The 13,464-nt window shown below is 67.5% G+C and carries 12 protein-coding genes; 6 read left to right on the forward strand and 6 right to left on the reverse strand.

The genetic code is table 11. The annotated features are described in order from the left end of the window. The first annotated feature begins 37 nt into the window (after nt 1–37). Nucleotides 38–2,986 (forward strand): TonB-dependent receptor, encoded by a 2,949-nt coding sequence (locus tag AC5P88_RS09465; protein WP_495224872.1) that lies wholly within the window; start codon nt 38–40, stop codon nt 2,984–2,986. Nucleotides 2,987–3,117: 131 nt separating this feature from the next. Here AC5P88_RS09465 and AC5P88_RS09470 read toward each other — a convergent pair whose 3' ends face one another. Both AC5P88_RS09470 and AC5P88_RS09475 read right to left on the reverse strand, forming a co-directional pair. Beyond that, complete coding sequence (locus tag AC5P88_RS09470) at nt 3,118–3,441, reverse strand: DMT family transporter (RefSeq protein ID WP_110712584.1); 324 nt, start codon at nt 3,439–3,441, stop codon at nt 3,118–3,120. After that, complete coding sequence (locus AC5P88_RS09475; RefSeq protein ID WP_019659945.1) at nt 3,441–3,794, reverse strand: SMR family transporter; 354 nt, start codon at nt 3,792–3,794, stop codon at nt 3,441–3,443. The genes AC5P88_RS09470 and AC5P88_RS09475 overlap by 1 nt, the downstream gene beginning before the upstream one ends. A 161-nt stretch (nt 3,795–3,955) precedes the next feature. Here AC5P88_RS09475 and AC5P88_RS09480 point away from each other — a divergent pair, with 161 nt between their 5' ends. Next, a complete protein-coding gene (locus AC5P88_RS09480; protein WP_495224873.1) occupies nt 3,956–4,807 on the forward strand; it encodes a LysR family transcriptional regulator in 852 nt (283 codons plus the stop codon). Nucleotides 4,808–4,899: 92 nt separating this feature from the next. Here AC5P88_RS09480 and AC5P88_RS09485 read toward each other — a convergent pair whose 3' ends face one another. Further along, nucleotides 4,900–5,820, reverse strand: a complete 921-nt coding sequence (locus AC5P88_RS09485; RefSeq protein ID WP_495224874.1) for a M14 family metallopeptidase — start codon at nt 5,818–5,820, stop codon at nt 4,900–4,902. Nucleotides 5,821–5,951: 131 nt separating this feature from the next. Between AC5P88_RS09485 and AC5P88_RS09490 the strand changes: the two genes are divergently transcribed. From AC5P88_RS09490 to AC5P88_RS09500, 3 genes are all read left to right on the forward strand, one after another. Next, the gene (locus AC5P88_RS09490; RefSeq protein ID WP_495224875.1) at nt 5,952–8,033 is read left to right on the forward strand and encodes a TonB-dependent receptor family protein; all 2,082 of its coding nucleotides are present in this window, start codon (nt 5,952–5,954) and stop codon (nt 8,031–8,033) included. A gap of 62 nt (nt 8,034–8,095) precedes the next feature. Next, nucleotides 8,096–9,868 carry a chloride channel protein gene (locus tag AC5P88_RS09495; protein ID WP_495224876.1) on the forward strand — a complete coding sequence of 591 codons (1,773 nt, stop codon included), beginning with the start codon at nt 8,096–8,098 and terminating at the stop codon, nt 9,866–9,868. A gap of 101 nt (nt 9,869–9,969) precedes the next feature. Then, on the forward strand, nt 9,970–10,686 hold the full coding sequence (locus tag AC5P88_RS09500) for an MgtC/SapB family protein (RefSeq protein WP_049427162.1): 717 nt from the start codon (nt 9,970–9,972) through the stop codon (nt 10,684–10,686). 73 nt (nt 10,687–10,759) lie between these two features. Here the strand turns inward: AC5P88_RS09500 and AC5P88_RS09505 are convergent, their stop codons facing one another. After that, nucleotides 10,760–11,161: a MerR family transcriptional regulator gene (locus AC5P88_RS09505; protein WP_049427164.1), complete on the reverse strand. Its 402-nt coding sequence runs from the start codon at nt 11,159–11,161 to the stop codon at nt 10,760–10,762. Between the two features lie 63 nt (nt 11,162–11,224). Between AC5P88_RS09505 and AC5P88_RS09510 the strand changes: the two genes are divergently transcribed. After that, nucleotides 11,225–12,052, forward strand: coding sequence for a class I SAM-dependent methyltransferase (locus tag AC5P88_RS09510; RefSeq protein ID WP_495224877.1), 828 nt, complete (start codon nt 11,225–11,227; stop codon nt 12,050–12,052). 109 nt (nt 12,053–12,161) lie between these two features. Here AC5P88_RS09510 and AC5P88_RS09515 read toward each other — a convergent pair whose 3' ends face one another. Together AC5P88_RS09515 and AC5P88_RS09520 are read right to left on the reverse strand one after the other, a co-directional pair. Next, on the reverse strand, nt 12,162–12,452 hold the full coding sequence (locus AC5P88_RS09515) for a DUF6959 family protein (RefSeq protein WP_014037513.1): 291 nt from the start codon (nt 12,450–12,452) through the stop codon (nt 12,162–12,164). A gap of 123 nt (nt 12,453–12,575) precedes the next feature. Beyond that, on the reverse strand, nt 12,576–13,415 hold the full coding sequence (locus AC5P88_RS09520) for an OmpA family protein (protein ID WP_111203859.1): 840 nt from the start codon (nt 13,413–13,415) through the stop codon (nt 12,576–12,578). Between the last annotated feature and the right edge of the window lie 49 nt (nt 13,416–13,464).

A 13,464-nucleotide genomic window follows, 5' to 3' on the forward strand; every position in this document is an offset into this window, starting at 1 on the left:
CAGTACAGGGGAACCCATTGCGGATGTTGCCGCCTCCATGAAAGTGCCTTGCCCCTCCCCCCGCCCTCTGGCCATTGCCCTGTGCCTGGCCCTGGCCACGCCCGCCCTGCTGCCGGCCGCTGCCCATGCACAGGCATCCACCGCTACGGTCCGCTGGCAGATCGCCGCCGGCCCGCTCGACCAGGCCCTGACCGCGTTCGGCCAGCAATCGGGGCTGTCCATCGCCGCCGATGCACGCCTGACCCGTAGCCGCCACAGCAATGGCGTGCAGGCCACACTCGATACCGATGCGGCATTGGCGCAGCTGCTGGCTGGTACCGGCCTGGCCTTCCAGCGCGATGACAGCGGCGTGGTGCTGCAACCCGCGCCAGCGGCTGAAGCCGGCGTGCGCCAGATCGGTACGCTGCGGGTCGCCGGCCAGGCCAGCGAAGGCGCATCGCCGTGGGGCCTAGCCGATGCCGATGCGGTTTACCGCGACAGCGGCTCGCGCGTGCACCTGGACCGCCAGCAGCTGGAGCGGTTCCGCGGCCAGTCGATCGGTGATGTGCTGGCCGGTGCGGTCGGCGTGCACACCGCCGACGTGCGCAATGGCGGTGCGCTGGACGTGAACATTCGTGGCCTTCAGGGCCAGAACCGGGTGCCGGTGATCATCGACGGCGGCCAGCAGGCCATCGACGTATACCGCGGCTATGCCGGCGTGCAGCAGCGCAGCTACCTCGACCCGGACCTGATCAGTTCGGTCAGCATCGAGAAGGGGCCGAGCCTGGCCGCCAACGCCGCCAGCGCGATCGGTGGTGTGGTCTACATGGAAACGCTGAACGTCGATGACATCCTCGACGACGGCCAGGCCTGGGGCCTGCGTGTGCGTGGTGGCGTGGCCGACAACAGCATCGACCGCACCCGCACGTTCAAGCAGATCGCGCGCGGCAGCGACAACCGCAACAGCCTGCGTGATCCGCGCGACTGGAACGGCAGCGTGGCCTTCGCCCAGCGTGGCGAGGATTGGCAGCTGGTGGCGGCCTATGCGCGGCGCCGCCAGGGCAACTACTTCGCTGGCAGCAACGGCGCCCACCGGTACGACAACCAGCACCTGTCCAGCGGCGGTACCGGCATGTCCAGCCAGGCGGTCTCGGACATGTACCACCCCGGCGATGAGGTGCTGAACACGCATACCGACAACGAATCGGCGCTGCTGAAATTCACCTGGACGCCCAACCCCGACCAGCGCCTGGAGCTGAGCCACCGCTACTTCAACTCCAGCTTCGGCGAGATCATGCCCTCGGCGATCGGCCGCGTGGGCGAGTCCAACGAATGGGTGACCTACGTGGACAAGGCCAACACCATGTTCCAGTTCGAGCCCGGGAAAATGCGGCTCAACGCCACCTCGCTGCGCCACCGCTACCGGCCCGAGGCACACCCGTGGCTGGACCTGAGCAGCACGCTGTGGTTCACCACCGCCACCAGCCGCATGTTCAACAGCAACATCGCCAACACGCCGCTGTTCAAGGACGTGCCCAACGACCAGATGCCGGACACGCTGGGGGAAACCTATGGCCCGGGCCTGCAGTCGGACGTGAAAACCCGGCGCTGGGGCGTGGACAGCAGCAACACCACCCGCTTCAACAACAGCCTGGGCGACTGGACGCTGCGCTATGGTGCTGCGTTCCAGCACGAGGACACCGCACCGAATTCACCGGTGCTGCCGGTGGACTACAACAACAACCGCTACCTGCGCTCCGGCACGCGCCGCGAAGCCAGCGTTGTCGCCTCGCTGCAGTGGCAACCGTGGGACTGGCTGTCGCTGACCGCTGGTGGCCGCTTCATCGACTACCGCACCCGCGACCGCAATCGGGTCGCCTTCGTCAGTGAATCGCGCGACCTGCGCTACACCTTCGCGCGCCTGAGCAAGGGCGGGCAGCTGCTGCCGGGCTGGTACAAGGAGTGGTACCCGGATGCGCAGGGCAACTACACCTACGACTCGCTGCGGGCCACGCCCTATGGCGACAGCACGCTGGGCCAGAGCTACGACTTTGATGGCTTCATTCCCGACCCGCGCGGCGCCAACGGTTTCTACACCAAGCAGATTCCCACCGCGTGGGGCTACAAGCCAGCGATCCGCCGTTCCGGCCACGGCTTCGCACCGTATGCCGAGGCCCGCTTCAACCTCGACGAGGACATGTTCTTCTACGTGAAGTATGCGCAGGGCTGGAAGATGCCCAGTCTGTTCGAATCGACGCTGGGAAACAGCACCTCGGCACCCGTGGCCGACCTGAAGCCGGAAAAGAACCGCTCCTGGGACATCGGCTTCAGCCTGCTCAAGCAGGACCTCTGGCGCGATGGCGACCGCCTGGCGTTCAAGGTGGCGTGGTTCAAGAACGATATCGACAACGCGATCACCCGCCGCTTCGACTCCAGCAACTGGGCGTTCTACGTCGACAACGTGGACAACTACACGGTGTCGGGCTACGAGCTGCAGTCCGGCTATGACGCCGGCATCGCCTACCTGGATCTGTCGGCCAGCTACTACCAGCGTGCGCGCACCTGCGATTCGGCCACTGCCAAGCGCCTGCGCGAAGACCCCTATGCGAAGTGGAGCAAGCTGGACACCACCCCTGACTGCGTAGATGGCGGCTTCGGCACCTCGTTCGTCAACGCGCAGAATCCGCCGAAGTACTCGATCCACAGCACGCTGGGCTTCCGCCTGTTCGACAAGCGGCTCGATACCGGCATCCGTCGCACCTACAACAGCGGCCCCACCCACGAACTGGACAAGCCCTGGAATACCACCGGCTCGACCGGGTTGCAGAACATCTACCTGCCCACCGCGATCTACGACTTCTATGCGCGGTGGCAGTTCACCCCAAAGGCCGAAGTGGAACTGGTGGTCAGCAACCTGCGCAATACCTACTACATGGACACGCTGGCGATGAGCCTGATGCCCGGCCCGGGCCGTACCACGCGATTGAACTTCACCGCACGCTTCTGACCGCTGCAGAAACAGCAACGCCCCGGGGAGATCGTCCCCGGGGCGTCTGCTTGCGGCGGCTCACGCTCCGGCAGGCACCTACCAGCGACTCAGCACTGGTAGGTGCCAACCTTGGTTGGCACAGCAACGCGTTACTTCGCGGTACTCAGCAGCAGCACCGCCACGGTGACCAGACCGATACCGACCCAACCGATCGGGCGCAGGCGGTTGCCAAACAGCAGGCGGCCGCAGGTGGCAGTACCGATCACGCCGATCGCACCCCACATCGCATACGCAGTGGCCAGGTCCATGTAGCGCACTGCCTGGCCCAGCAGGGCGAAGGCGATCCAGACCATGACGATCGCGCCGACACCCCAGCGCCAGCGGCGGAAGCCTTCCGACTTGGCCACCATCATGTTGGCGGCGACGTCGATCAAGGCCGAACAGATCACGAAAAACAGGGCGAGGGTATTCATCAGTGCGCCTCCCCGAGGGTGACACAGACGATGCCGACCACCGCCAGCACGAGGCCGGCCAGCTGCTGCAGCGACAGGCTCTCGCCAAACACGGTGAGGCCGACCACGGTCAGCAGGGTCAGGCCCAGGCCTTCCCACACCGCGTAGGCGACACCGACCGCGATGCGGCGCACCGACAGGGCCAGGAAGTAATAGGACAGCGCCAGCGCGCCGGCCATGATCAGGTAGCCGGTCCAGCCGCCGTCGCGGGCGGCATGGGCCATGAACGAGGTCCCGACCACTTCGGCGACGATCGCCACGGTCAGGCAGGCCCAGGCGACCAGCGCGCCACGGGCAGGAACAGTACGGGACATGTGAAACTCCTTGCGGGACGGGGGTCGTGCCCCGCCATCAGTAGATCCACGCCATGCGTGGATGATCCGTAACGCCCCCACTGACAGGGGCGACGGCGGCCAGTATCATCGCCTTTTACGGTCGATTCAAAATGGATTCCATCGACAGGAGCGATGGATCAATGCCCTATTCCCCTGAGTCCCTGCAGGCCTTCGTCGAAGCGGCCGCGCTCGGCTCGTTCTCGGCAGCCGCACGCCGGTTGCGCAAGACCCAATCGACGGTCAGCACCGCCATCGCCCATCTGGAGGCGGACCTGGGCGTCAGCCTGTTCGACCGCAGCGGACGCTACCCGCAGCTGACCGAGGCCGGGCGCCAGGTGCTTGGCCACGCGCAGGAAATCCTCGCCGCCGATGCACGGCTGCAGCAGTTGAGCGTGCGCCTGGCGGCGCCGGTCGAGGCGCGGCTGACGGTGGTGTTTTCCGATGTGTACCAGCTCGATCCGGCGCAGCGTGTGTTGCAACGCTTTGCCGAAGCATTCCCGGAGATCGAACTGGAATGGCTGGATGCCGAAGGCGACGACGTGCTGGAACTGGTCGGCAGTGGTCGCGCCGCGCTGGGCCTGCTGCCACGCCAGGAAAGCTATCCGGACGGCCTGGTGGCACGACCGTTGGCGCACCACAGCGAACTGTCAGTGTATGTGGCGCGCGGCCATCCGCTGGCCGACGCCGGCCGGCGCGCGGCTGCCCAGCTGGCACGGCACCGGCAGGTGCGGTTGAGCGCGGAGGTCGACCACACCCGCGCGGCCACGGGCCTGGCATGGACCGCCACCGACTACCTGATGGTGATGGAGATGGCCGAGGACGGCATCGGCTGGGCCGAGCTGCCACGCGCGCTGGTACGGCGCTACGACCGCGGGCAGCTGGTGGAACTGACCCTGCCCGGCTGGCCACGACGCATCCACAGCGACCTGCTGTGGCGCCGCGATACGCCGCCGGGGCCGGCCGCCCTCTGGTGGGCCGACGCGCTGGGGTGACACACCCACCACCGCGCCATCCACGCATGGCGTGGATGGAATGAGAGCCCGGTAGATCCACGCCACGCGTGGATGGGATGCCGGTTATCCGATCAACGATGCGCCAACGCGTAATCCAGCGCCGAACACACCGCGGCCACCTGCGCGTCATTGCACTGCTGCAGGGTGGCGCGCGGGCTGTCCGGGTAGACCTCGGTGGTGGTGGTGTAGGTCGCACCGGTGATGCCGGCACACAGGCCCAGCTTCACCAGCGGGTACTCGATCACGCCATGGGCGACCACCGGCGAACCGATGATCTCGCCCGTGTCGTCGGCCGGGGCGATGTGGGTGACCTTCTCCACCTCGGCAATCACCGCCTGCTGGAAGGCCGGTTGCGGGTTCTCGCTGTCGTCCACCAGATAGAAGCCATCCGGAATCAGGCCCGGCTCGAACGGCTTGCCGTCACGTGCGGCCAGCGCCGGGCGGAACTCGCTCTCGTCGCTGTCGGTGGTTTCGTGCAGGTCGATATGCAGCACGAACTGTCCCTTGTACGGCGCGATCAGCTCGATGACAGCGGTCGATTCGCGTGCCGGACCATCGGCGCGGAAATTGCGGTTCGGATCGATCGCATCGAAGTTCCAGCGGTTGATGCGCTCGAAACCCCACGGGTTCACGCACGGCGCCACCAGCAGGTTGGCTTTGCCGGCATAGTCGTCGGCGTGCTTCTCAAGGAACTCCAGCGCGCCCATCACGCCGCTGGTTTCATACCCATGCACGCCACCTGTGACCAGCGCGGCCGGCAACTCCGGGTTCCAGTCGCGGCTGCGCAGGGCGAACAGGGTGTAGGTCTCGCCAGCGTAATCGAGCTGCCCGTAGGCCACCTTGTCGAAGCGCGAGGCCAGCGCCTCGATGCGCGGCAGCACCTCATCGTCGTAGCGACGCAGGCGCTGCTGGCGACCGCGCCACGCCTCCCGTTCCGCCGCTCCCCACGGCTGGCCAGGGGTTCCGACGGGGTAGAAGGCGGCTTGGGACATGGCGGATCTCAGCGAGTCAGGAAGCAATCGCCCACTCTACCACCGGGGCATCAGCGTGAACCGGCGGCGCATTCCATTGGCGAATGGAATCAGCAATAATTCTCATTTACCACCTTCCACAGCCCGCACCGATGCCCATCCCTGCCCTGCAACCGGCCCGCCTGCCGCTGGCCGCCGCCCTTGCCCTGTGCCTGCTCCCGGCCGCTACCGCCTTCGCCCAGGACGGCGCCACCACGATGGACAGCATCCAGGTTTCCGGCAGCTGGCTGGGCACCGGCCTGCATGACAGCGTGAAGAGCTTCGCCGGCGCACGTACCGTGGTCGACCGCCAGCGCATCGAGGCCAGCGGCGCGGCCAGCATCGGCGATGCCATGCGCCGCATCCCCGGCGTGCAGGTCACAGACAACTCCGGCACCGCCGGCAGTTCGGTGTCGCTGAACATCGGTGTGCGTGGCCTCACCGGCCGCTACTCGCCGCGCTCGACCGTGCTGCTCGATGGCGTGCCACTGGCAGTGGCGCCGTACGGCCAGCCGCAGCTGTCGTTCGCGCCGACCAGCCTGTCCAACATCGAGTCGATCGACGTGGTGCGCGGCGGCGGCGCGGTGCGCTACGGGCCGCAGAACGTGGGCGGCATCATCAACTTCAGCACCCGCGCCATTCCCACCGAGGCCGGCCTGCACGGCGAAGCGGGCGTGCGCTACACCGCCTACGACCATGGCGGCGGTGACAGCACCCAGTACAACGCCTTCCTCGGCGGCACCGGCGACAACGGTCTGGGCGCCGCCCTGCTCTACTCCGGCCAGGATGGCCGCGGCTGGCGCCAGGGCAGCGATGACCGCTTCAACGATCTCGCGCTGAAGTTCGCCTACGCCATCGACGAACAGCAGGAGCTGCGCGCCAAGCTGTCGTACTACGACGTGCGCTCGCTGACGCCGGGCGGCCTGACCCGCGCGCAGTACGAGGCCGATCCGTTCCAGAACACCCGGCCGACCGATTTCTGGAAGGGCCATCGCACCGGCATCGACCTGGGCTACACCAACACGCTGTCGGCCAACAGCGAGTTCGAGGTGCTGGCCTATTACAACGAGAGCACCCGTGCCAGCTCGCTGATCAACGCCGCCAATACCCAGTGGACCGTGCAGCCGCGCGACTACCGCGTGCTTGGCATCGAGCCGCGCTATACCCAGCGCCTGCACTGGGGCAGCACGGTGCATGACATCACCGCCGGCTACCGCTTCCTGCGCGAGCGCGGCAACGACCGCAGCTACACCGTCACCCGCCGTACCGGCGCGGCCAGTGCCACCACCCGCTTCGACAACGCGACCGATGCGCACGCCTTCTACATCGACGACCGCATCGCCATCGGCCAGTGGCGGATCACCCCCGGCGTGCGCATGGAGTGGATCGACATGGACCGCCGCCAGGCCGGCGGTACGGCCACCTTCAGCAGCCGCAACGACAAAGCCCTGCCCTCGCTCAACGTCGCCTACCTGCTGACCCCGCAGCTGACCGTGTTCGGCAACTACACCACCTCGTTCGGACCGGTGCAGAACATCCAGCTCAATTCGCAGACCGCCAGCAACCCGCTGAACCCGGAAGTGGCCAAGACCACCGAGCTGGGCGCGCGCTGGCAGGACGGTGCACTGCGCGCGGAAGTGACCGTGTTCAAGATGCGCTTCGACAACCAGATCCTGCAGGTGCCGGGCATCACCCCGCCGACCTTCCAGAACATCGGCGCCACCGACCACAAGGGCGTGGAAAGCGCACTGGAGTACCACTTCGCCGAAGACAGCGCGCTGGCCGGGCTTGAGCTGTACGCCAACTACACCTGGACCAAGGCGATCCAGCAGTCCGGCGACAACCGCGGCCTGGACGTGCCGTTCTACTCGCGCGACACCGACAGCATCGGCGCCCGCTACGCGCTGGCTGGCTGGACCTTCAACCTCTCCAGCACCCACCAGAGCGGCCAGTTCTCCGACGCCGCCAATACCTGGGCCGAGAGCGCCGACGCGCGCGTGGGCCGCGTGCCGGGCGTGCGCCTGTGGAATGCCCAGGTGGCCTGGCAGGTGCCGGGGCTGGGTGACAGCGAGATCGCGCTGGGCGTGAACAACCTGGCCGACAAGCGCTGGTACACCCGCAACGTCGATGGCAACGCCGGCCGCATGGTGGCGGCGCCACGCACCTTCTACGTGCAGGGCCGCTACCGCTTCTGAGCCGGTAGCCGCCCGATGCGGTGACGGTGGCGCTCACGGTGGCGGCGTATCATGCCGCCACCATGTCTTCGCCCGTTTCGCCATCGCGCCTGCATCTGGCCTTCCAGGGCCTGCGCCTGCGCCTGCGCGGCAGCGATCTGTGGTTCATCGCACTGGCGCTGCTGGTCGGCCTGATCGCCGGCTACCTGACCCTGCTGCAGTCGGGCATCGCACGTTGGTTGCAGGGCACGCTGTATGGGCTGGACGAAGGCATGCGCCTGAGCTCCCTGCCCTCGCTGACCTGGACCGCGCTGCTGGTGCTGCCACTGGGCGGGCTGCTGGTCGGCCTGGTCAGCCTTGCGGCGACGCGGCTGAAACGGCCACTGCTCGATGCGGTCGAAGCCAATGCCCTGCACGGCGGCCGCATGTCGATGCGCGACAACCTGATCGTGCTGACCCAGACCCTGCTGTCCAACGGCTGCGGCGCGTCGGTCGGCCTGGAGGCTTCGTATACGCAGATGGGCGCGGGCAGCGGCTCGCAGCTGGGCCGGGTGATGCGACTGCGTCGCAACGACGTGCGCATCCTGGTCGGTGCCGGTGCCGCCGGCGCCATCGCCGCTGCGTTTGGTGCGCCGCTGGCCGGTGCGTTCTACGCCTTCGAGATCGTCATCGGCGCCTACACCCCGGCCGCACTGGCACCGGTGGCCGTCGCCGCGCTGGCTGGCGCCTTCGTGGCCGACCAGGCCGGCATCGAGGCCTATCTGCTGCCAGCGGCCTCCACCATCGACGTGCGCGCCGCCGACTACGCGATCTACGGCCTGCTCGGCTGCTGCTGCGCGATGGTCGGCATCGCCATCATGCGGCTGATCGCATCGATCGAAGGCACGGTCAAGCGCAGCCCGCTGCCGGCCTGGGGACGGCCGGTGGTCGGCGGCCTGCTGCTGATTCCGTTGGCGCTGGCCAGCCCGCAGGTGCTTTCGTCCGGACACGGCGCACTGCACCTGGACCTGACCACACACCTGCCACTGATCTGGATCGGCGGCCTGCTGACCCTGAAGTGCCTGGCCTCGGGCATCTCGCTGGGTTTCGGCTTCCGTGGCGGCCTGTTCTTCGCTTCGCTGTTCATGGGCACCCTGGTCGGCGCGCTGTTCGCCGGGCTGCTGGGCATGGCCACCGGCGTTCCGGTGGTCGACGCCACCTCGGCCGCCCTGGCCGGCATGGCCGCGCTGGCCGCCGCCGTGGTCGGCGCACCGATGACGATGGCCATGCTGGTGCTGGAAGGCACCCACGACTTCCTGCTGACCAGCGTGGTGATGAGCGCGGTGCTGGTGTCCAGCACGCTGGTAAGGCAGTGGTTCGGCTACTCGTTCTCAACCTGGCGCATGCACCTGCGCGGAGAAACCATCAAGAGCGCCCGCGACGTCGGCTGGGTGCAGAACCTCAATGCCGGGCGCCTGATGCGCAAGGGCGTGGCCACCGCCCCGGCCGATCTCGATGTGGCCTCCTTCCGCCAACGCTTTCCGCTGGGCTCGGGCACCCGGGTGATCCTGATCGACAGTGAGGGCCACTATGCCGGCATCGTGCAGATTCCACGGGTCTACGGCGATGGCGTGAAGCCGGAAGCCCTGATCGGCGAACTGGCCGAGAACCGTGACGTTTCGCTGGCACCATCGTCCGACGTGGTCAGCGTGATGCAGCGCTTCGACCAGACCCAGGCCGACGAGCTGGCCGTGGTGGCTGCCGACGGCCAGGTATTGGGCGTGGTCTCCGAGGCCTTCGTGCGCAAGCGCTACGCCGAAGAACTGGACAAGCGCCAGCGCGAACTGATGGGCGAGCGGGTCGAGGACACCGACTGATCCCGAAAAAGGGGACGGAGGGGATCAAGTCGTTTGTGGCCCATCCGGGTATCCACGCATGGCATGGTTCCACCGTCACATGACCGGGGTAGACTCCGGCCATGCGCTTCATCGAAACCTTCCAGGCAGGCCCCTTCGCCGACACCGTGGTCAGCCTGCTGGCCGCTTTCGTACTGGGCACGCTGATCGGCGCCGAGCGCCAGTACCGGCAGCGCACCGCCGGCCTGCGCACCAACGTACTGGTGGCCGTGGGCGCGGCCGCCTTCGTCGACCTGGGCATGCGCATCGCCGGCAGCGCCGAAGCCGTGCGGGTGATCTCCTACGTGGTCTCCGGCGTCGGCTTCCTCGGCGCCGGCGTGATCATGAAGGAAGGCATGAACGTACGCGGCCTGAACACCGCCGCCACCCTGTGGTGCTCGGCGGCGGTGGGCAGCTGCACCGGCGCGGACATGCTGGCCGAAGGCGTGCTGTTGACCGTACTGATCATCGCCGGCAATACCCTGCTGCGGCCGCTGGTGAACGCGATCAACCGCATTCCGATCAACGAGGCCGCCACCGAAGCCACCTATGAAGTGCGACTGAGCGTGGATGCCGAAGCCGTGCCGCGGGTGCGCGAACGGCTGGTCGACGCGCTGGAAGCGGCACAGTACCCGGTAGGCGATGTGCAGGTGGTCGAGCATGCCGACGCGCCCTCCGATGTGATCGCCGTGCTGGTCAGTACCGCTGTGAGTGCCGACGAGCTGGATGTGGTGCTGGCGCGGATGGAGCACGTACCGGGCGTGCTGCATGCCACGTGGGAAGTCAGCACCCGCGACTGATTCATCCGCGCATGGCGTGGATCTGCCGAAGTCGTGGTGCAGTAGATCCACGCCATGCGTGGATGCCCTCCTCTCACCCACCCATTCGCTGCTGCGCGCGCAACAGTTTCCGGAACGAACCGCACTTCCGGGCATCCTCTGCCTGCGGGCATGCCGCGGCCCGCTGCAGATGCCGCCGCACCCGCTGCAGCTGGGTGATCTGCCGCTGCAGCACCTCGGCCTGCGCCAGCAACGCCTCGCGATCCAGGGTGATACAGCCCTGCCGTGGCAATGACAGCCCGATCTGCTGCAACGACAGCCCAGCGGCCTGGCCCAGCCCTATCAGTGCCAGCCGTTCCAGCACCTGCTCGTCATACTGCCGTCGCAGGCCACGGCGCCCCAGCGCCTGCAGCAGCCCCAGCTGCTCGTAGTAGCGCAGGGTCGAGGCCGGCACCCCGCTGCGCTTCACCACCTCGCCGATATCCAGTTCACGCATGGGCTTGACCTCAAGTCGTCTTCAAGCAGCAACCTATGGGCCACTTCCGGACAAGGCAAGGCCATGGCCAGCACATCCCCCGTTGATCAGAACACCCTCTGGAATGGCCCCGGCGGCCAGATCTGGGTCGCCCAGCAGGCCATCCTCGATGGCCTGTTCCAGCCGATGGCCGACCTGCTGGTCGCCGAGTTGCCGGACAGCGTGACGCAGCTGCTCGACATTGGATGCGGCACGGGCGCGAGCCTGCTTGCCGCCGGCGCGGCACACCCGGCCGCCCACTGCACCGGCCTGGACATCTCCGCACCGATGCTGGCAATGGCGCGCAAGCGCGCAGAAGCGGCGGGGCTGGACGCTGACTTCATCGTCGCAGACGCGCAACAGCACCCTCTGCCCTCCGCGCACTTCGACTGGATCCAGTCGCGAGTGGGGGTGATGTTCTTCGAGAATACCGGGGCCGCGTTCGCCAACCTGCATCGTGCAGCTAGGCCAGATTCGGGCCTGCGCTTCATTGCCTGGCGCAGCGCAGAGGAAAACCCGTTCATGACGACCGCCGAACGGGCCATCGGTGATGAGCTGGTTCTGCCGCCGCGGAGACCTGGCGCACCCGGGCAGTTCGCCTTCGCCGACGGTGAACGCATCCACCACCTGCTGCAGGCCGCCGGCTGGAAGGACGTCGAAGTGACTGCGGTGGACCTGTCCTGCTCGCTCGCCCGCAATGAACTTCCGACCTATGTGGGGCAGCTCGGTGCGCTGGGTCTTGCCCTGCGAGACCTGCCCGGAGAACGCGCCGCCGCACTCCGCGACAAGGCGCTGGCAGGATTCACGCCATTCATCGAGGGCGATCGGGTCCGCGTGGATGCTGCCTGCTGGTTGATCCGCGCACGCGCATGAGCAGAGCCATCCACGCATGGCGTGGATCTACCGCCATCGCCACGATGTATCCATCCTGCACACGATCCCGGTAGATCCACGCCATGCGTGGATGAGGGTACGTGGGGCGCTACAACGCCTCGCCGGCGTCGGCCAGGCGCGATTCGATCAGCGCATACCACTGCTGCAACACGTCGATGAGCATGTCCAGCTCGGCGTCGGTGCGCTGTGCGCGGCCGCTGCGCAGGCAGGCCTGGGCTTCCTGCAGCTGCGCCAGGAACCCGGCCACGGTATCGGCCTGCAGGATCAACCCTGGCAGGCGCCGCCCGGGAATGCGCACCACGGCATGGTTGCCGAGCTGGCCATACACACTCAGTGTGGCTTCCGTCTTCATGGAAAGAGGCAGGAATTGGGCATTCATCGCGTGCACCATGGAGAAAACCTGAGCCGCCGGCAGTCGTGGTCGACGGGGGAGACGTAACCACGTCCTGCCGGCGGTCAGGGGGGACTCGGTATACCGGGACACTTCCCCGGCGTGGAACTGTCAGCGCGGCTGGGCCATCCCGGCGATCTGAACGCGCCGGTTCGGTGCCAGGCACGCGATCAGCTCGCGACGGTTGCGCTGCTCGCACTGCACGATCGGCTCGGCCGCACCCCGCCCTTCGGCACTGATGGCCGTGGCGGGCACCCCGCCCTGCACCAGGGCATTTCGCACGGCCTCGGCGCGGCGCTGCGACAACGTCTGGTTGTAACTGGCACTGCCAATGCGATCAGTGAATCCGGTCACCCGGATCGACTGCACCTGCGCGGCCTCGCGCACCTGCGCCAACACCCCCTGTACCGCACGCTGGCCTTCTGCGCTGAGCACGGCACTGTCAAACCCGAACAGTGCATCAGCAGACAGTCGCAGCGGCTGTTCCGGTAGCGGTGCCGGCGGCGGCGGGGGTGCGGGTGGCCGTGGTGGCTCGAGCACGGCCGCGCACGATTCCGGCTTCCAGTAGCCGCCCTGGGCGATGCCCTTGCTGTCGAATCGCACCTGGAACTGGCAGGTGAAGTATTCGGCACCCTGCGCCGTCCGGAAGTTGAACAGGTAGTTCCACTCGCGCACGCCCCACATGCCTTCGTTGAAATGCGGCGTGCCCAACAAAGTGTAGAGCTGGCGCTTGCTCATGCCCGGCGCGAAGCGGCGCAGGTCGGCGACATCGGGATAGATGCCCTCCTTCAGCGAGGCCTTCGAGGCGTCCGGGAAGTGGACGGCGGTGGCTTCGGCCGGACCGTCGGCGGCCGGCGCATGGCTGCGGCACGCGGCCAGCAGCCCCATCCCCAGGATCAGGCCCAGCGTAGCGGCCAGCTGGCCGGTGCGGGCGATGCGATGCTGTTTCATGTCGTTCCCCCTGTAGACGTTTCCGCGATGCCGGGCCGCACCTGCGACC

This window comes from Stenotrophomonas sp. YJH_SMC_8 (assembly GCF_059371315.1).